Annotated in this window: 12 protein-coding genes, 3 tRNA genes and 2 pseudogenes; 10 read left to right on the top strand and 7 right to left on the bottom strand. The window is 70.0% G+C overall.

What is annotated here, in order from left to right; genetic code table 11:
* Positions 1-4: 4 nt before the first annotated feature.
* Positions 5-703, bottom strand: a complete 699-nt coding sequence (locus tag ACZ7OO_RS12810; RefSeq protein ID WP_471504294.1) for a SanA/YdcF family protein — start codon at positions 701-703, stop codon at positions 5-7.
* 174 nt (positions 704-877) lie between these two features.
* Between ACZ7OO_RS12810 and ACZ7OO_RS12805 the strand changes: the two genes are divergently transcribed.
* From ACZ7OO_RS12805 to ACZ7OO_RS12785, 5 genes are all read left to right on the top strand, one after another.
* Positions 878-1,612, top strand: a complete 735-nt coding sequence (locus ACZ7OO_RS12805) for a sirohydrochlorin chelatase (RefSeq protein ID WP_471504292.1) — start codon at positions 878-880, stop codon at positions 1,610-1,612.
* Between the two features lie 192 nt (positions 1,613-1,804).
* Positions 1,805-3,085 (top strand): deoxyguanosinetriphosphate triphosphohydrolase, encoded by a 1,281-nt coding sequence (locus ACZ7OO_RS12800; RefSeq protein ID WP_471504291.1) that lies wholly within the window; start codon positions 1,805-1,807, stop codon positions 3,083-3,085.
* A gap of 149 nt (positions 3,086-3,234) precedes the next feature.
* Positions 3,235-4,500 carry an NAD(P)/FAD-dependent oxidoreductase gene (locus tag ACZ7OO_RS12795; protein ID WP_471504290.1) on the top strand — a complete coding sequence of 422 codons (1,266 nt, stop codon included), beginning with the start codon at positions 3,235-3,237 and terminating at the stop codon, positions 4,498-4,500.
* Between the two features lie 47 nt (positions 4,501-4,547).
* Complete coding sequence (gene dnaG / locus ACZ7OO_RS12790) at positions 4,548-6,455, top strand: DNA primase (protein ID WP_471504289.1); 1,908 nt, start codon at positions 4,548-4,550, stop codon at positions 6,453-6,455.
* Positions 6,456-6,690: 235 nt separating this feature from the next.
* Entirely contained in the window at positions 6,691-7,875 is a 1,185-nt protein-coding gene (locus ACZ7OO_RS12785; RefSeq protein ID WP_471504910.1) for an RNA polymerase sigma factor, read from the top strand.
* Between the two features lie 32 nt (positions 7,876-7,907).
* On the opposite strand, the gene ACZ7OO_RS12780 is transcribed toward ACZ7OO_RS12785, so the two are convergent.
* From ACZ7OO_RS12780 to ACZ7OO_RS12765, 4 genes are all read right to left on the bottom strand, one after another.
* Positions 7,908-9,836 (bottom strand): ABC transporter ATP-binding protein, encoded by a 1,929-nt coding sequence (locus tag ACZ7OO_RS12780; protein WP_471504287.1) that lies wholly within the window; start codon positions 9,834-9,836, stop codon positions 7,908-7,910.
* On the bottom strand, positions 9,836-11,569 hold the full coding sequence (locus tag ACZ7OO_RS12775; protein WP_471504286.1) for an ABC transporter ATP-binding protein: 1,734 nt from the start codon (positions 11,567-11,569) through the stop codon (positions 9,836-9,838). The genes ACZ7OO_RS12780 and ACZ7OO_RS12775 overlap by 1 nt, the downstream gene beginning before the upstream one ends.
* A gap of 153 nt (positions 11,570-11,722) precedes the next feature.
* Positions 11,723-13,177 carry an FGGY family carbohydrate kinase gene (locus tag ACZ7OO_RS12770; RefSeq protein WP_471504285.1) on the bottom strand — a complete coding sequence of 485 codons (1,455 nt, stop codon included), beginning with the start codon at positions 13,175-13,177 and terminating at the stop codon, positions 11,723-11,725.
* A 170-nt stretch (positions 13,178-13,347) separates the two neighbouring features.
* Complete coding sequence (locus ACZ7OO_RS12765) at positions 13,348-13,659, bottom strand: YtxH domain-containing protein (protein WP_352218771.1); 312 nt, start codon at positions 13,657-13,659, stop codon at positions 13,348-13,350.
* A 144-nt stretch (positions 13,660-13,803) separates the two neighbouring features.
* On the opposite strand from ACZ7OO_RS12765, the gene ACZ7OO_RS12760 reads away from it, so the two are divergent.
* The 3 genes from ACZ7OO_RS12760 to ACZ7OO_RS12750 all read left to right on the top strand — a co-directional run bounded on the left by ACZ7OO_RS12760 (position 13,804) and on the right by ACZ7OO_RS12750 (position 14,220).
* A tRNA-Asn gene (locus tag ACZ7OO_RS12760) sits at positions 13,804-13,876 on the top strand.
* Positions 13,877-13,881: 5 nt separating this feature from the next.
* Positions 13,882-13,954: transfer RNA gene (locus ACZ7OO_RS12755), tRNA-Asn, on the top strand.
* Positions 13,955-14,143: 189 nt separating this feature from the next.
* Positions 14,144-14,220: transfer RNA gene (locus ACZ7OO_RS12750), tRNA-Ile, on the top strand.
* 178 nt (positions 14,221-14,398) lie between these two features.
* On the opposite strand, the pseudogene ACZ7OO_RS12745 reads toward ACZ7OO_RS12750, so the two are convergent.
* Positions 14,399-15,468, bottom strand: a pseudogene (locus tag ACZ7OO_RS12745) (IS110 family RNA-guided transposase).
* Positions 15,469-16,930: 1,462 nt separating this feature from the next.
* A pseudogene (locus tag ACZ7OO_RS12740) lies at positions 16,931-17,198 on the bottom strand (transposase); the annotation flags it as partial.
* Between the two features lie 266 nt (positions 17,199-17,464).
* On the opposite strand from ACZ7OO_RS12740, the gene ACZ7OO_RS12735 reads away from it, so the two are divergent.
* Positions 17,465-18,130, top strand: coding sequence for a hypothetical protein (locus ACZ7OO_RS12735; protein WP_471504283.1), 666 nt, complete (start codon positions 17,465-17,467; stop codon positions 18,128-18,130).
* Positions 18,131-18,165: 35 nt separating this feature from the next.
* Positions 18,166-18,617 (top strand): transposase (locus ACZ7OO_RS12730; RefSeq protein ID WP_471504282.1); only part of this gene is annotated, 452 nt, incomplete at its 3' end.

Raw genomic sequence — 18,617 nt, 5'->3', positions numbered from 1 at the left:
TGGTCTAACCCGTCCGACTGGCCTGACGGGCCGCCGCGGCCAAGGCCTTCGTGACCCCCGGTTCCTTCTTTCCGAGGAACTGGGGGTTCGGCTCGAAGACCACGTCAAGGGCCGCCTTTCCCGCCGCCAGGACCTCCCGCGTCCCGCCGTAGTACCAGGTCGCGTCGTGCTTGGCGTCGACGCCCACCCCGTACGACTCCACCCCCGCCGCCTCGCACAGCGCCACCGCGCGCCGGATGTGGAAGCCCTGGCTGATCAGTACGGCCCGGTCCACGCCGAAGATCTTCTTCGCGCGGACGCAGGAGTCCCAGGTGTCGAAGCCGGCGTAGTCGCTGACGATGCGCTTGTCGGGTACCCCGTGCCCGGTCAGGTAGGTGCGCATGGCGTCCGGCTCGTCGTAGTCCTTCCTGCTGTTGTCCCCGGTCACGAGGACGACCTTGATACGGCCCTCCCGGTACAGCTTCGCCGCGGCGTCCAGGCGGTGGGCGAGGTACGGCGACGGTTCGCCGTCCCACAGGCCCGCGCCGAAGACGACCGCGACGTCGGCGCGGGGTACGTCCGCCACCGTGTGCAGCCGGTCGGCCGTCGACACGTACAGCCAGGTGGCCGGCAGCAACGCCAGCACGCAGCCGGCCATCACGCCCTGCACCAGGCGGCGTCTGCCGGTGCGGGTGCGCGGCAGACGCGGTCGGCGGATCTTCATACGGTTGTCCCCCCTGCTTCCCCTTGACTTCCCCCTGGCGGCTCCGACCTTGGAGGACGCAGGTTGAGGCCTTTGGGTTCGCTCACAGCGGCCGGGTTCGCGCCGTGAAGCGTACGAAAACTCCCGTGACGGTCAGGCAACGGGGGTGCAATCCCGACCGGGGAGGATCTCCGCATGACCGTGTCCGACCTTCCTCCGCGCCCCGGTCCGCCCGCCCTGGTCCTGGTGGCCCACGGCAGCCGTGACCCGCGTGCGCTCACCACCGTGCGGGCGCTCATGGACCGGGTGCGCGCGCTGCGCCCCGGGCTGTCCGTGCGCCTCGGTCACATCGAACTGAACGAACCGCTGCTCCCGGACACCCTGGCGGCCCTCGGTCACACCCCGGCCGTCCTGGTCCCGCTGCTGCTGAGCCGCGGCTACCACGTAAGGCGGGACATCCCGGAGATGGCCGCGGCCTCCCCGGCCCGCACCCGCGTCGCCGCCCCGCTGGGCCCGCACCCCCTCCTGGCCGGCACCCTGCACGCCCGTCTGCTGGAGGCGGGCTGGCGCGCCCGGCCCGCGAGTGCCGTGGTCCTGGCGGCGGCCGGCTCCCGCGACCCCGACTCCAGGGTCGACACCAACCGCATGGCCCGGCTCCTCGCGGCACGCCTGGGTGTCCCGGTCCTCCCCGCCTACGCCTCGGCGGCGGCTCCGACCGTCCAGGAGGCGCTCACCGCTCTGCGGGCAAGGGGCCGCCACCGCATCGCCGTTGCCTCCTACTTCACGGCCCCGGGCCGCTTCTCGACGCAGTGCGCGGCACAGGCGCCATGGATGGCAGCGGCCCCCTTGGGAGCCCACGTCTCGATGGCGGAACTGGTTCTCCACCGTTACGAGCGTGCACTGGGGACGCAGGTGACCGCGGCCGCCTGAAAGGGGGCTCGCCAGGAAGGCGCGGGCCCGCGACGCGCCCTTTGAGGGCGCGGGGCTGTATCCGACATGCGGCTCCGCCGCGTGGGCGCGACCAGCCCCCACACATCCGCACTCGCGCACCGGGCCCAACCCACCCCGTGACTGGGCGACCTGAACCCCCCGTTTGTCACTATCGCCCCGTACTGTCGAACCATGGCAGTCCCCGCACCCGCCCCTTCCTCGGCCTACGACCCGGCGTCAGCCGACCGCTGGGCCCCCGAACCCGACAAACGCCCCGGCCGCACCGCCTTCCAGCGCGACCGTGCCCGCGTCCTGCACAGCGGGGCGCTCCGCAGGCTCGCCGGCAAGACCCAGGTCGTCACCCCCGGCAACCCCAGCCAGATGTGGGACGCCAGCCCCCGCACCCGCCTCACCCACTCACTGGAATGCGCCCAGGTCGGCCGGGAGCTGGGCGCTGCCCTCGGCTGTGACCCCGACCTCGTCGAGGCCGCCTGTCTCTCCCACGACCTCGGCCACCCGCCCTTCGGCCACAACGGCGAACAGGCGCTGAACGCGTTCGCGGACGACTGCGGCGGTTTCGAGGGCAATGCCCAGTCCCTGCGGCTCCTCACCCGTATCGAACCCAAACGGTTCACCCCCGAGGGCTCCGTCGGCCTCAACCTCACCCGCGCCGCCCTGGACGCGGCCACCAAGTACCCGTGGCCGCGCGGCGCGCACCCCACCGACCCGGCGTCCCCGAAGTTCGGGGTGTACGAGGACGACCGTCCGGTGTTCGACTGGGTCCGCAAGGAGGCCCCCGGCAGCCGTACCTGCTTCGAGGCGCAGGTCATGGACTGGTCCGACGACGTCGCCTACTCCGTGCACGACGTCGAGGACGGACTGCACGCCGGTCACATCGACCCCAACTGCCTGCACGCCGAGCCGGAACGGCAGGAGGTCTACGCGGTCGCCGTCGGCAGATACGTGCCGGCCGGCACCGACCCCGCCGAACTCGCCGCCGCCCTCGACCGGCTCCAGGACGAGGAGTGGTGGCCGCACGGCTACGACGGCACGGCGGTCGCCCAGGCCCGTCTCAAGGACGCCACCAGCCAGCTCATCGGCCGCTTCTGCCTGGCCGCGGAGGCCGCCACGCGCGAGACGTACGGCACCGGACGGCTCACCCGCTACGGCGCCGAACTCGTCGTACCGCGCGAGGCCCGGATGGAGTGCGCGGTGCTGAAGGCGATCGCTCACCGTTATGTCATGCAGCGTGCCGAGCAGGAGCGGATCCGTGCCGAACAGCGGGTCGTCGTCGCCGAGCTCGCCGAGGCGCTGACCCGCCGTGCCCCGGACGGTCTCGACCCGCAGTTCAAGGCGCTGTTCGACACGGCGGCCGACGACCACGCCCGCAAACGCGTGATCGTCGATCAGATCGCCTCGCTCACCGACGCCTCCGCACGGTCGTTGCATGCGAGGCTGACGGGGCATATGTGAACACTTTGTGACCCTCCGTGGCCTGATCGGGTCATGATCGGGCCACCAGGGGGCACTCCCTCTTCCCGCATCACGCTGCGTGCGGGAGGCTCACAGTGCTGGCGCATGTGGGCGGCATATGTGGCGGCACCCTTACGAGGAGGCATCAAGTGGTCGACGCGGACCAGACCTTCGTCATCGTCGGTGGCGGACTCGCCGGCGCCAAGGCGGCCGAGACGCTCCGAGCGGAGGGTTTCAGCGGCCGGGTGATACTGGTCTGCGACGAACGCGACCACCCGTACGAGCGGCCGCCGCTCTCCAAGGGCTATCTGCTCGGCAAGGAGGAGCGCGACAGCGTCTTCGTGCACGAGCCCGCCTGGTACGCGCGAAACGACATCGAACTGCACCTCGGCCAGACCGTGGACCGGATCGACCGCGCCGCCCGGACCGTCCGCTTCGGCGACGACGGCACGATCGTCCGCTACGACAAGCTGCTGCTCGTCACCGGCGCCGAGCCCCGCCGCCTCGACATCCCCGGCACCGACCTCGCCGGCGTCCACCATCTGCGCCGCCTCGCGCACGCCGAGCGCCTCAAGGGCGTCCTCGCCTCCCTCGGCCGGGACAACGGGCACATCGTCATCGCGGGCGCCGGCTGGATCGGCCTGGAGGTCGCGGCGGCGGCACGGACGTACGGCGCCGAGGTCACCGTCATCGAACCCGAGCCGACCCCGCTGCACGGCGTCCTCGGACCGGAACTCGGCAATGTCTTCGCCCGGCTGCACCAGGAGCACGGGGTCCGGTTCCGCTTCGGGGTACGGCTCACCGAGATCGTCGGCCAGGACGGCATGGTCCTCGCCGCCCGCACGGACGACGGCGAGGAGCACCCGGCGCACGACGTCCTCGCGGCGATCGGCGCGGCGCCGCGCGTCGGCCTCGCCGAGGCGGCGGGGCTGGAGATCGCCGACCGGGCGCAGGGCGGCGGCATCGTCGTGGACGAACGGCTGCGGACGTCCGACCCCGACATCTACGCGGCCGGTGACGTCGTCTCCTTCCCGCACGCCCTGTTCGGCACGCGGCTCCGGGTGGAGCACTGGGCCAACGCTCTGAACGGCGGCCCGGCGGCGGCCCGCTCGATGCTGGGCCGGGACGTGAACTACGACCGGGTGCCCTACTTCTTCTCCGACCAGTACGACCTCGGGATGGAGTACAGCGGGTGGGCGCCGCCCGGGTCGTACGACGAGGTCGTCATCCGGGGGGACGCGGGGAAGCGGGAGTTCATCGCGTTCTGGGTGAAGGAGGGGAGGGTGCTGGCCGGGATGAATGTGAACGTGTGGGATGTCACAGAGCCGATCCAGAAACTGATCGCTTCGCGGGCGGCCGTGGACACGGACGCCCTGGCGGACCCGAAGGCGGCCCTCGAGAGTCTGCTGTCCTGACCTCGTCGGGCGCGGGGACTGTCACATCACCCCCGTAGGATTCATCCGTGGCAGGACGGATCAATGACGAGGATGTGAAGGCGGTACGGGACGCGGTCCCGATCGACGCCGTTGTGTCCGAGTACCTCCAGCTGCGCAACGCGGGCGGCGGGAACCTCAAGGGACTCTGCCCGTTCCACGACGAGAAGTCGCCGTCCTTCCAGGTCAGCCCGAGCAAGGGACTCTTCCACTGCTTCGGCTGCCAGGAGGGCGGCGACACCATCACCTTCGTGATGAAGGTGGACCACCTCTCCTTCTCGGAGGCGGTCGAGCGGCTGGCCGGGCTGGCCGGTATCACCCTGCGTTACGAGGAGGGCGGATACAACCCCTCCCACCAGCGCGGCGAGCGGATCCGGCTGGTCGAGGCGCACAAGATCGCCGCCGTCTGGTACGCGGAACAGCTCGCCACCAGCCCCGAGGCCGAGACCGGCCGGGTCTTCCTCGCCGAGCGCGGCTTCGACCAGGCCGCCGCCGTCCACTTCGGCGTCGGCTACAGCCCCCAGGGCTGGGACCACCTCACCCGCTATCTGCGCGGCCAGGGCTTCACCGACAAGGAACTGCTGCTCTCCGGGCTGTCGCAGGAGGGTCGGCGCGGCCCCATCGACCGCTTCCGCGGCCGCCTCATGTGGCCGATCCGGGACATCGGCGGCGAGGTCGTCGGCTTCGGCGCCCGCAAGCTGTACGAGGCGGACAACGGGCCCAAGTACCTCAATACGCCCGACACCGCGATCTACAGGAAGTCCCAGGTCCTGTACGGCATCGACCTCGCCAAGCAGAGCATCGCCAAGGCCAGCCGCGCGGTCGTGGTCGAGGGCTACACGGACGTCATGGCCTGCCATCTGGCCGGGGTGACGACCGCGATCGCCACCTGCGGTACGGCCTTCGGCGGCGAGCACATCAAGATCCTCCGCCGGCTGCTGATGGACAACGGCAGCGCCCGGGTGATCTTCACCTTCGACGGGGACGCGGCCGGGCAGAAGGCCGCCCTGCGCGCCTTCGAGGACGACCAGAAGTTCGCCGCCGAGACGTACATCGCCATCGCCCCGGACGGCATGGACCCCTGCGAGCTGCGCCTGGCCAAGGGTGACGAGGCGGTCGTCGACCTCACCGAACCGCGCACCCCGCTCTTCGAGTTCGCGCTCCGCCAGATCGTGGCCCGCTACGACCTGGACACCCCGGCGGGCCGCGCGGCCGCCCTGGACGAGGCCGCGCCGATCGTCGCCCGGATCAAGAACAGCGGCGCCCAGCACGAGGTCGCCGTCGAACTGGCCGGCATGCTCGGCATCCTCGACACCCAGTTCGTGGTGAAGAGGGTGGCCCAGCTGGCCCGTTGGGCACGGGACAAGGGCGGCAGGGGATCCGCCCCGGCCCGTGGCCCGCAGCAGCCGTCGTACGACACCGGCGCCTCGCGCCCGGCCGTCTCAGGACCCGCCCTCAATCTGCGCAACGCCGTCTACGCCACCGAGCGCGAGCTGCTGAAACTCGCTCTCCAGCGGCCCGAGTTGGTCTCCCCGGCCTTCGACGCGTACGGCATCGACGAGTTCACCGCCCCGCCCTACGCCGCCGTGCGCCAGACCATCATGGAGGCGGGCGGCTGCGAGTGGGGCGTCCAGGATCCGCAGGAGTACCTGGTCCGGGTGCGTGAGGCGGCGCCCGACGACGCGGTCCGCGCGATGGTCACCGAGCTCGCCGTCGAGGCGATCATGCGCCGCACCGTCGACGAGAACTACGCGGGCGAGCAACTCGTGACCGTCCGCCGCCGGGCCGTGGACCGCCGGATCCACGAGATCCAGATCACCCTCACCCGCCTCGGCAGCACCGGCGACCCGGCCCAACTCGCAGCCGTGCAGAACGAGTTGTGGGTGCTCCAGCAGTACGGTCAGGCGCTGCGCGAGCGCGGCGTCGCCGCCCTGTGAGCTTCGAGCGGCCGACAGGATAACCACGCGGTCACGGACCGGACGCAAAAAGTCACCGCACGCCCCTCGTGGCAGCGATGTGTCTTACCCCACACTGGGGTGCGGTGCCTGAGTCCTCGGAGCGCGGCCGGCCCGTCCCGGACGGGTCCCACACCCCCGCCGTTCCACTCATCGCGTACGGGACGGACAGCGGCGAGGCCGTCGTCTCCGCTCCCGAAGTACCGCTGCCGTACCCCTGGCAGCGATCATCCTGGAGGTCGCCCCCGTGCAGACCCAGACCCTGACCCAGACCGACAGCACGCTCACGGACGAACCGGAGGCCGACGCCGACATCTACCCCGGCCTACCACCGCAGAGCCGGGTCGCGCTCCACCCCGAGACGGAGACCGAGCTGCCTGCGCAGGCCGAGGGCCCGGCCGTGGCGGAACTCGCGGCCGACATCCCGGAGACCGAGCCCGAGACCGAGCCGGAGCCCGAGCCGGCCGCCGTCGCCCGCGTCGACAACGGCAGCCCCTCCTCCGACCTGTTCCGGCAGTACCTGCGCGAGATCGGCCGTATCCCGCTGCTCACCGCCGCCCAGGAGGTCGAACTCGCCCGTCGCGTCGAGGCCGGTCTGTTCGCCGAGGAGAAGCTGGGCAGCGCCCCGGACCTCGACAGCGAGCTGGCCCTCGACCTCGACCGGCTGGTCGTCATGGGCCGCATGGCCAAGCGCCGCCTCATCGAGGCCAACCTGCGGCTCGTCGTGTCGGTGGCCAAGCGGTACGTCGGCCGCGGCCTGACCATGCTCGACCTGGTCCAGGAGGGAAACCTGGGCCTGATCCGCGCCGTCGAGAAGTTCGACTACGCCCGCGGCTACAAGTTCTCGACGTACGCCACCTGGTGGATCCGCCAGGCCATGTCCCGCGCCCTGGCCGACCAGGCCCGCACCATCCGCGTCCCGGTGCATGTAGTGGAGCTCATCAACCGGGTGGTGCGCGTCCAGCGCCGGATACTCCAGGAGCGGGGCTACGAGCCTACGCCCGAGGAGGTCGCCGCCCACCTCGACCTCGCGCCGGAGCGGGTCGGCGAGGTGCTCCGCCTCGCCCAGGAACCGGTCTCCCTCCACGCCCCGGTCGGTGAGGAGGACGACGTGGCCCTCGGCGACCTCATCGAGGACGGCGACGCGGCGAGCCCCGTGGAGTCGGCCGCGTTCCTGCTCCTGCGGGAGCACCTGGAGGCGGTGCTGTCGACGCTGGGGGAGCGGGAGCGGAAGGTCGTACAACTGCGGTACGGGCTCGCCGACGGGCGTCCGCGCACGCTGGAGGAGATAGGCCGGATCTTCGGCGTCACGCGGGAACGGATCCGCCAGATCGAGTCCAAGACCCTGAACAAACTGCGGGACCACGCCTTCGCCGACCAACTGCGGGGCTACCTGGACTGAAAGGGGGCCGCCCGCCGGCGGCCCCCTCCCGGTCAGTCCACCTCGGCCACCGCCTGCGCGAACTGCGCCTTGTACAGCCGCGCGTACGCCCCGTCCGCCGCCAGCAGCTCGGTGTGCGCGCCCTGCTCGACGATCGAGCCGTTCTCCATCACCAGGATGGTGTCGGCGTCACGGATCGTCGACAGCCGGTGGGCGATGACGAACGAGGTGCGCCCGTGGGCCAGCTTGGCCATCGCCTTCTGGATCAGCACCTCGGTGCGGGTGTCGACCGAGGACGTCGCCTCGTCGAGGACCAGGATCGTCGGGTCGGACAGGAACGCCCGCGCGATGGTGATGAGCTGCTTCTCACCCGCGCTGACACCCGTGCCCTCGTCGTCGATCACCGTGTCGTAACCCTCGGGGAGGGTACGGACGAACCGGTCGGCGTGGGCCGCCCGCGCCGCCTCCTCGATCTCGCCCCGGGTGACCTCGCGCGAGGCGCCGTACGCGATGTTCTCCGCGATGGTGCCGCCGAACAGCCAGGTGTCCTGGAGCACCATGCCGATCCCTGCCCGCAGTTCGTCACGGGACATCCGGGCGATGTCGACGCCGTCGAGGGTGATCCGGCCGCCTGAGACGTCGTAGAACCGCATCAGCAGGTTCACCAGGGTGGTCTTGCCGGCGCCGGTCGGGCCGACGATCGCCACCGTGTGGCCCGGTTCAACCGTCAGCGAGAGGTCCTCGATGAGCGGCTTCTCCGGGTCGTACCGGAACGAGACGTGCTCCAGCGCCACCCGACCGCGCAGCTCCGCCGGACGCTCGCCCGGCACCGGGTCGGCCTCCTGCTCCTCCGCGTCGAGGAGTTCGAAGATCCGCTCGGCCGACGCGACACCCGACTGCACCAGGTTGGCCATCGAGGCGACCTGGGTCAGCGGCATCGAGAACTGCCGGGAGTACTGGATGAACGCCTGCACGTCACCGATCGACAGCGCACCCGAGGCCACCCGCAGACCGCCGACGACCGCCACCAGCACATAGTTCAGGTTCGACACGAACATCATCAGCGGTTGCATCACACCGCTGTTGAACTGCGCCCGGAACCCGGCCTCGTACAGCGCGTCGTTCTGCTCGGCGAACTGCTGCGCCGACTCGTCCTGCCGGCCGAAGACCTTCACCAGGGTGTGCCCGGTGTACATCTCCTCCACATGGGCGTTCAGCTTGCCGGTGGTGCGCCACTGCTGCACGAAGTGCGGCTGCGAGCGCTTGCCGATCCGGGTGGCGATCAGGAACGACAGCGGCACGGTCGCCAGGGCCACCAGCGCCAGCAGCCAGGACACCCAGAACATCACCGCGAGCACACCGATGATGGTGAGCAGCGAGTTGATGAGCTGACCCATCGACTGCTGGAGCGTCTGGCCGATGTTGTCGATGTCGTTGGTCGCCCGGGAGAGCACCTCGCCGCGCTGCCGCTTGTCGAAGTACGACAGCGGGAGCCGGGACAGCTTCCCCTGGACGTCCTCGCGCAGCCGGTACATCGTGCGGTTGACGGACCGGTTGACCAGCCGGGTGGCCACCGCCATCAGCAGGCCGGCGGCGACGTAGGTGCAGAGCGCGAACAGCAGGACGTCGCCGACCTGGCCGAAGTCGATGCCCTTGCCCGGAGTGAAGTCGGTGCTCTTGAGCATGTCGGCGACGGTGCCCTGGCCCCGCTCGTGCATGGACTGGAGCACCTGGTCCTTGGTGGCCCCGGCCGGCATCTGCTTGCCGATGACACCGGCGAAGACCAGGTCGGTGGCGCGGCCGAGGATCTTGGGGCCGATCACGCTGAGGGTGACGCTCGCGACCACGCAGAACAGCAGCACATAGATGGTGAACTGCTCGGGTTTGAACCGGGCGAGAAGCCGTTTGCCCGAGTTCTTGAAGTCCATCGAGCGCTGGTCGGGGCCGCCCCCGGCCATCATGCGTCCCATGGGCCCGGCCATCAGGCAGCCTCCGCTTCCGTCAGTTGGGAGAGCACGATCTCCCGGTAGGTCTCGTTGCCGGCCATGAGTTCGTGATGCCGGCCGACGCCGACGACACGGCCCTCGTCGAGTACGACGATCCGGTCGGCGTCTCTGATGGTCGCCACCCGCTGGGCGACGATGACGACGGTCGCCTCGGCCGTCTCCTGGGCGAGCGCGGCGCGCAGGGCGGCGTCGGTCGCGTAGTCGAGGGCGGAGAAGGAGTCGTCGAAGAGGTAGATCTCCGGGCGCTGCACCAGTGTGCGGGCGATGGCGAGACGCTGGCGCTGGCCGCCCGAGACGTTCGTTCCGCCCTGGGCGATGGGCGCGTTGAGCCCCCCCTCCAGCCTCTCCACGAAGCCCTTGGCCTGCGCCACCTCCAGCGCGTGCCACAGCTCCTCGTCGGTGGCGTCCGGGTTGCCGTACCGCAGGTTGGTCGCGACCGTCCCCGCGAACAGGTACGGCTTCTGCGGCACCAGGCCCACCGTCTTGGCGAGCAGCTTCGGGTCGAGCCCGGAGACCTCCTCGCCGTCCACGAGGACAGAGCCGTCCGTGGCGTCGAAGAGGCGCGGCACCAGGCCGAGCAGGGTGGACTTGCCGCTGCCGGTGGAGCCGATCACGGCGGTCACCTCGCCGGGCCGGGCCACCAGGTCGACGGCCCTGAGCACCGGCTCCTCGGCACCCGGATAGCGGAAGCCCGCGCCCCGGATCTCCAGGTGCCCGTGCCGGCGTAGCTCGACGACTGGCGCGATCGGCGGCACGACGCTGGACTCGGTGTCCAGGACCTCCTCGATGCGCTCGGCACAGACCTCCGCGCGCGGCACCATCATGAACATGAAGGTGGCCATCATCACGGACATCACGATCTGCATCAGATAGGCGAGGAACGCCGTCAGATCGCCGATCGCCATGTCACCGCTGTCGATGCGGTGGGCGCCGAACCACACCACCGCGATCGAGGAGACGTTCACCGTCGTCATGACGATGGGGAACATCAGCGCGAGCATGTTGCCGGTGGCCAGCTGCATCTCGGTCAGGTCCTTGTTGGCCTTCCCGAACCGGCCCTGCTCGTACTCGTCGCGGACGAACGCGCGGATCACCCGGTTGCCGGTGATCTGCTCGCGCAGCACCCGGTTCACGGTGTCCAGCCGCACCTGCATGGCCCGGAACAGCGGACGCAGCCGGCGCACGATCAGGGCCACGGAGACGGCCAGCACCGGGACGACGGCGACCAGCACCCCGGACAGCGGAACGTCCAGGCCGAGGGCGAGCACGATGCCGCCGACACACATGATGGGCGCCGACACCATCAGCGTGAACGTCATCAGGACCAGCATCTGGACCTGCTGAACGTCGTTGGTCGTACGGGTGATGAGGGAGGGCGCTCCGAAGTGACCCACCTCACGTGAGGAGAAGGACTGCACCCGGTCGAAGACGGCGGCCCGCACATCCCGGCCGAGTGCCGACGCGGTCCTGGCGCCGTAGTAGACGGCACCGATGTTGCACACCACCTGGGCCAGGGAGATGCCGATCATCAGGGCGCCGAAGGACAGGATGTAATCCGTGTCACCCTTCACGACGCCGTTGTCGATGATGTGTGCGTTGAGCGTGGGCAGGTAGAGAGTGGCGCAGGTCTGCAGCAGCTGCAGCAGCACCAGGATCGAGATGGGTTTCCTGTAGGGCCTGAGATAGGTCCGCAGAAGTCGTATGAGCACGCTACGTCTCTCGGAGTCGGCGGTGGGGGCGGGTTCGCTTGCCCGATCGGGCGGTGTCGCTTGCCCTAGGCCCCTATCGTCCGACACTGCACCCGCGTTACCTCAACCGATTAACCCGACAGCGGAAGTCTTACGGCACCGGGGGGTGCACGATCACGCCCGAAACGCCCCCGGATGGGTCTGTTCGCGCACCGACATGAACTGCTGCCGCACCGCCTGCCCGACGGCCAGTTCCTCCCCGGGCTCCAGCACCTGCGCCGCCGCACCCTGCCAGACGGGCGGAGTGCGCGGATCCACGGTCCCCTGCGAGACCCCGAGTGCCCAGGCCGCCTGCCGGGCCGCGCCGATCGCCGCGTAGTCCGCCGGCTGCGGTACGACGACCTGCGCGCCGAACAGCATCGGCGCCGCCGCCTGTACGGCCGGCAGCTCGGCGGCCTTCCCCAGCAGGAAGATCCGCCGTACCTCCACGCCCCGGCCGCGCAGCACGTCCAGCGCGTCGGCGAGCCCGCACAGCATGCCCTCGAAGGCGGCCCGCGCGAGATGCTCGGCCTTCATGGACTCCCGGCGCAGCCCGGCCAGCGTCCCTGCGGTGTGCGGCAGGTTCGGCGTCCGCTCACCCTCCAGATAGGGCAGCATGACCAGCCCGTGCGAGCCGGGCGTCGACTTCATCGCCAGGTCGGAGAGGCTCTCCAGATCCGAAAGCCCGAGCAGCTCGGCGGTCCCGCGCAGGGTCCGTACGGCGTTCAGGGTGGTCACGACCGGCAGATGCATCCCCGTGGCGTCGGCGAGCGAGGTGATCATCCCGGAGGCGTCGGCGAGCGCCTCCGGATGCACGGCCATCACGGACCCGGACGCGCCCAGGGACACCACGGCGTCGCCGAAGCCCAGCCCCAGCCCGAAGGCGGCGGCCATGGTCTCGCCGGTTCCCGCGGAGATCAGCAGCCCCTCCGGGGTCGTACCGGCCGCGTCGGACGGTCCGATCACCTCGGGGAGCATGGCCTGGTGGCCCAGGGCGAGTTCGGCGAGGTCGGGCCGGTAGCCGCCGGTGGCGGCCGACCAGTAGCCGGTCCCGGAGGCGCCCCCGCGGTCGGTGGTCCTTCTGGCCGGCCGCCCGAGCAACTGCCACACCAGCCAGTCATGGGCCTGCAGCAGTACGGCGGTCCGCCGGGCGTTCTCCGGCTCGGCCTTCGCCAGCCAGCGCAGCTTGGTCACGGGCTGCGCGGCCTGCGGCACGGACCCCACCGCCTGCGCCCAGGCCTCCCGCCCGCCGAGCGCGTCGATCAGATCGGCCGCCGCGACCTGGGCGCGCCTGTCACCGCCGACGATCGCCGGACGCACGGTGTTGCCCTGGGCGTCCAGCGGGATCAGCGCGTTCTGCTGCGCGGACACGCCGATGGCCTGCACGCCCTCCAGGAGCCCGCCGCCGGCGGCCTCACCGAGCGAGAGCAGCCAGGCCTGCGGGTCGACGTCACTGGGGCGCGCCGCGCCGTCCGGCGTGTCGACCGGGTGCGGTGCGTATCCCTGGCGGAGCACCGCACCCGTGTCCGTGTCGCAGACCACGATGCGAGTGAAATCCGGTGAGCTGTCCAACCCGGCGACTATCCCCATGCCCGAAATTCTGCCGCACGCGCCGCCGTGGTTTGGCCGAGGGCGCGGTTGGGGTTCGCGTGGTCGTGTGGTGCGGGTGCGTCGGGGCTGGTCGCGTCATGCGGCGGAGGCCGCAATTCACCACAGCCCCGCGCCCCTGGGGTTCGCGCGCGGGCGCCGAAAGGCGACCGCTACGTGTCGCTGCTGCCCCTGCCCCAGTCGTCCGCCGCTGCGCCGTTGGTGTTGCGCTCGCGCAGGGAGCGGACCCGGGCGGTCACCGAGTCGGGCATGCGGTCGCCCACCTTCTCGCTGACCGTGTGGAAGGCCTTGCCCGCGTAGACGCGGCCCTGCTGGGCGGCCGTCTCCGCGGTGTTGCGGACCGCCGGGTTCTGGGCGACCTGGCGGGCGGACTTCTTCAGCTGCTCGTATCGCTCGCGCCCGGCCCTGGTACCCAGCACGTAACCCAGAGCGAGCCCGGCGACGAACGTGAGCTTGTAGCGCATGGCGGCCACCCTTCCCTCGGCGGGAGTCTTGTCGGGGAGTACCGATTGGCGGAGCACCCCCCTGCTTGCGCTAATGTATGTGTCGCAGCGAGCGGGCGCCCCCTGGCGAATACCCAGGTAGGTACGTTCGATGCAACGAGGCATTCCTCCGTAGCTCAATTGGCAGAGCAGCCGGCTGTTAACCGGCAGGTTACTGGTTCGAGTCCAGTCGGGGGAGCTCGGTCCTCCGTAGCTCAATTGGCAGAGCAGCCGGCTGTTAACCGGCAGGTTACTGGTTCGAGTCCAGTCGGGGGAGCATGCTGAACGAGGACCCCTGGCGGGGTCCTTTTTCATGTCCGTTCCGGGTCCGCGGGAACCGCTGGGCCTGCGCCGATGTCCTCATGGTCATGAGCGTCCGCAGAAGCCGACCATCCGAAGCAGGAGATCGTATGAGCGGCTATGCTGCGGCAGACGGCGCGCACACTTGTACGCGACACGCCGCTATGGGGCGGTAGCTCAGCCGGTTAGAGCAGCGGACTCATAATCCGTCGGCCGTGGGTTCGAGTCCCACCCGCCCCACCAACGCAGGGCTGTGACCTGCGGAAACGTTCATTTTGTCCTGTCGGATCGTCAACTTTGCATGAACGGACTGAATCCGCTGCTCGTGGGTTTGAGGCGCGGTGCAGCTCGGGGGGGGGTGCCTCTATGTCCTTCGTCAAGGCACTCCTGTCGGGTTTGGGGTAATTCGGTCTTGCTGGAGTCATGCGGCGAGTTCGACGTCCGCAGGCGTTCGGGATTCGTAGAAGGTGCCGTCTCGGAGCATGGCGAACAGGACGCTGATGCGTTGGCGGGCGAGGCGGAGGAGGGCCTGGGTGTGGGTCTTGCCGCGGGCGCGTTGCTTGTCGTAGTAGGCGCGGGAGGCGGGATCGGCGTTCATGCAGGCGAAGGCGGACAGGAACATGGCACGTTTGAGCTGCCGGTTGCCGCCCCGGGGTGCGTGTTCGCCGTGGATCGAGGTCCCCGACGACTTCGTGGTGGGGGCGAGTCCGGCGTAGGAGGCGAGGTGGGCGGCGGTGGGGAAGCTGGTGCCGTCGCCGACGGTGACCAGCAGGACGGCGGCGGTCCTGACGCCGACACCGGGCATCGACGTCAGGACCGGGGAAAGAGGGTGGGCCTCCAGCAGGGTGTTGATCTGGGCTTCCATCGCCCGGCGCTGTTCGTGGACGGCCGCGAGCGAGCGGGCCAGGGAGGGCACGACGATGTCGAGGGTGCCGGTGCCGGGCACGACGACGGTCTGTTCGTCGAGGGCGTCGAAGACGTCGTCGATCAGCCGCTGGGCCATGCGCGGGGCCTTGGGCCGGATGAGCTCGACGAGTCTGCGGCGGCCGGCTTTGCGCAGTGCGGCGGGGGAGCCGTAGCGCTCCAGGAGCCAGGTGACGGCCTGGTGGTCGAGGCGGGGGGCCCAGGACGCGGCATGGTGCGGGCCGCATCCGCGATGACCGCAGCGTCCTTCGCGTCGGTCTTCGCCTCACCGGGGTAGAGGTCGGCGATCCGCCGCATCGCGAGTCCGGGCAGGTAGGCGACCTTGCAGCCGGTGTCCCGGGCCACGGTCAGCGGGAGGGCTCCGATGGAGGCGGGCTGGTCCACGATCACCAGGACGGTGCCGAACTTCGCGGCCAGTTTGTCGAACACGGCCCGCAGTTTCGGCTCGCTGTTGGGCAGCGGCTTGTCGAAGATCTTCTTCCCGGCCGGAGTGAGGCCGTGCCCGTGGTGAGAGGTCTTGCCGACGTCCAGGCCGAGGAACACGCCCACGTCTTCGGTGTCGAACATCGCGCCCTTCCAGGGGAGTTGACAGTGCCGGCCTCGGCAGTGGTGTCGTACGCGCGCATCCACGTTATGCAGACCTGCCGCCCGCGAGCTGTCCGGCATTGCGCCGGACCGGGTGGTGGCCGGACCTCTGATCAGCGTCTCCGACGGCACCTCCCGGGCCCGGTGACACCACCCCCCAGGTCATCTGTTCGACAGGGGGCAACAGTCATGCCGGGCCCGGAGGCCAGCGGCCCTCTTGCAGGACCGCGGAAAACATAACGGGGGGGACTTCTCTGACCTGCGACGATGCGAGCGATTGTGGCTGCCGTAGACTGTCTGCGCCGAGCCTCTAGGGCTTCATTTCAAGATCGTGAGGCCGTGTTGAGGCCGAAGGGTCTGGGTAAAGGCGTGTAACTGACTCCGCTGCGCCCGTTCTGGGGTGCTCTGGCAGCAGGTTCCATGTGTGGGGTTCGGTGCTGCTGAGCCGAGCAAGATCACGTTCGAGACGCTGCTCGTCGAAGGACCGGTATGCAACGGTCATCTGGCGGGAGTGCTGCACCGGAAACGGCCCGTACTGAAAACGGCCCCGATGGAGCACCGCGACCTTGTAGTACTCCGCCGGCTGGAGACCGAGGCCGGGGGTACTGGGTGATGCACCCTCTGATCCAACCGAGCCTGCGGCGGCTCCGTGTACCCCAGGGCGTCATCTCGCGGGTGGCTGCCGGAGCTGGGCTGTGTATGTTCGGCCAGACTTGCCATCGCCCAGCGTGCGCTATCCGCCGGCGGAAGGGCGAGCCGCGCTCAGCTGCGGGTCGGGTTGGGGTTGGGGCTGCGGGGTGGGTGCTTGTCAGGAGTTGTCGTCGGGGTCGATGAGGGCGGCGAGCTCAGTTGCGGAAGCGAGTTCGTGATCGTGCTCGGCCAGGGTGTGCAGGCGAATGGCGTAGGCGCGGCGCTGGATGGGCGTGCCGTGCTGGGCGATAAGTTCTGCGAGACGGCGGGCTTGGCCGCTGTGGCCACCAGCCGTGCTTATGACCGTTGCGAAGAGTGCTCCAGTGATGCCTGTCAGTGGGCGTTCGTGGGCATACAGGATGCTGCGCAGACGCGGGATGTCGCCGCAGGTAGTTGCGCGGCCTGGCTGGCGTCCTACTCCAGTCCTGTCTGCCGGGCCTCTCCAACTGCTGCTCGGCTCACCCGCCGTGGGTGTTGGCGTCTTCTGCGCCGTCCAGACGATAGGCAGCTCCAATGTGGCGGGCGGTAGACACCATCGGGCATGGGGCACCACACGTAGTGGGCGTCGAGTGCCGCCTTCAGGCGTGCGCGGTCCGCAGCCGAGCGGGCGGAGTAGAGGACCTCGAGTTCGGTGATGTCGCAGATCGCGACGAGGCCGGTGGCGATCCTGTCGTCCCACTCGCTTGTGTTCTGGCCGAGCAGGACGCGGGCGAGGGCAGAGGCGTCGATGAGGCGGCGTGCTTCGCTCTGATCAGGACTTCGGCAGCTGGGTCACCCCGAGGGACTCGGCGAGCTTTTCGACTCGGCGGGTGGAGACACCGAGCAGGGTAGGCGGCGGCGACCACCGAGAAATGGGCCTGCTCGGCCCGGCGACGCCGCTCAAGGAGCCAGTGCGGGAAGCAGCTGCCGGAGCGGAGCTTGGGAATGGCCAGCTCCACCGTGCCGGCCCTCGTGTCCCACTCGTGCGTGCGGTAGCCGTTGCGGTGGTTGACTCGCTCGTAGCTGACCTGCCCGTACTCGGCGTGACGCAGGCGCACTATCACCCAGACGCCCGCACCTACCTAAAGCGCCGACGAGAGGCCGGGAACACCAACACCGAAACCGTTCGTGCCCTCCGGCGCCGTCTATCGGACTGGTCTACCGGGCCCTCCTCCGCGACGCCCAACCCAGTACCGAGCAAGCTGACCTCACGCAGGCGCCTGATTGACATGCTCTCGATCGCCAAGAGCTTGTGATCGATTCGTCAAGTGCTCGGGGGTGGCTTGTGGGGGATTCGAGGGGTAGACGTGTGCGGCCGTTGCATTTTGCGTGGTTGGCCGCGGCGGTCTTGTTGATTCAGCCTGTCGCGACGGGCGCCGCGCACACGGCCGTCGCCGACGGCCAGGACGCCAGTTCCGCCAGCACGGCTTCTCTCTCGCCGGAGGCCGCCGCCTCGCAGAAAGCGGTGGCGAGCGGTTCTCCCGTCGAGGTCACAGACGACCGGACCGAGTACAAGACGACGTACGCCAATCCGGACGGCACGACGTTCACGTTGGACCAGTCGACCGTGCCGGTGCGGGTGCACCAGGGCGACGGGTCGTGGGTGTCCCCGGACCCGACCCTGGAGGTCCGGTCGGACGGTACGGTCGGGCCGAAGGCGGCCGTGGTGGACCTGGCGTTCTCCGGCGGCGGTGACGGCTCGGGACTGGTGGACATCGCCCAGGGCGGCAAGTCGTTGCGGCTGGGCTGGCCGGGCGCGCTTCCGAAGCCCACGCTGGACGGCGCCAGCGCGGTCTACACCGATGTGCTTCCGGGTGTGGACTTGCGGATGACGGCGACGGCCGAGGGCTTTCGTGAGCTGCTCGTGGTGAAGAGCCCGCAGGCCGGAGCAATGCTCATTACCTGTGGATCGGCTCGGGAGGGCACACGCGGAGGGCGTACCTTCCCGAGTGATCGATTGACTGGTATCGAGTAGGCCCGCGTTGCCGCGCGGGTCGGGAGGGCACGCCTGTGCTCAGCGTAGTGAACGCCGACGGCACCACCGCCAACGGCTCCTCTCTGATCGACGAGATCGTCCGTGAGGGCGCACGGCGGATGCTGGCCGCCGCGCTGGAGGCCGAAGTCGACGCATACATAGCCGAGTTGGCCGATAAGCGGGACGAGAAGGGCCACCGCCTGGTCGTGCGCAATGGCTACCACCAGCCGCGCACGGTGACCACGGCGGCCGGGGTGGTCGAGGTGAAGGCGCCGCGGGTGAACGACAAGCGCGTCGATGAGGCGACGGGCGAGCGCAAGCGGTTCTCCTCGGCGATCCTGCCGCCGTGGTGCCGCAAGTCCCCGAAGATCAGCGAGGTGCTGCCGCTGCTCTACCTGCACGGCCTGTCCTCCGGCGACTTCGTGCCCGCCCTGGAGCAGTTCCTGGGCAGCGCGGCCGGGCTCTCCCCGGCGACGGTCACCCGGCT

It is taken from the genome of Streptomyces sp. NPDC111744, assembly GCF_055634995.1.
This window is presented reverse-complemented; position numbering and strand designations above follow the sequence as displayed.

Coding starts and splice junctions, on each gene's coding strand:
- ACZ7OO_RS12810 (WP_471504294.1), bottom strand. CDS start 703: ATGAAGATCCGCCGACCGCGTCTGCCGCGCACCCGCACCGGCAGACGC.
- ACZ7OO_RS12805 (WP_471504292.1), top strand. CDS start 878: ATGACCGTGTCCGACCTTCCTCCGCGCCCCGGTCCGCCCGCCCTGGTC.
- ACZ7OO_RS12800 (WP_471504291.1), top strand. CDS start 1,805: ATGGCAGTCCCCGCACCCGCCCCTTCCTCGGCCTACGACCCGGCGTCA.
- ACZ7OO_RS12780 (WP_471504287.1), bottom strand. CDS start 9,836: ATGGCCGGGCCCATGGGACGCATGATGGCCGGGGGCGGCCCCGACCAG.
- ACZ7OO_RS12770 (WP_471504285.1), bottom strand. CDS start 13,177: ATGGGGATAGTCGCCGGGTTGGACAGCTCACCGGATTTCACTCGCATC.
- ACZ7OO_RS12765 (WP_352218771.1), bottom strand. CDS start 13,659: ATGCGCTACAAGCTCACGTTCGTCGCCGGGCTCGCTCTGGGTTACGTG.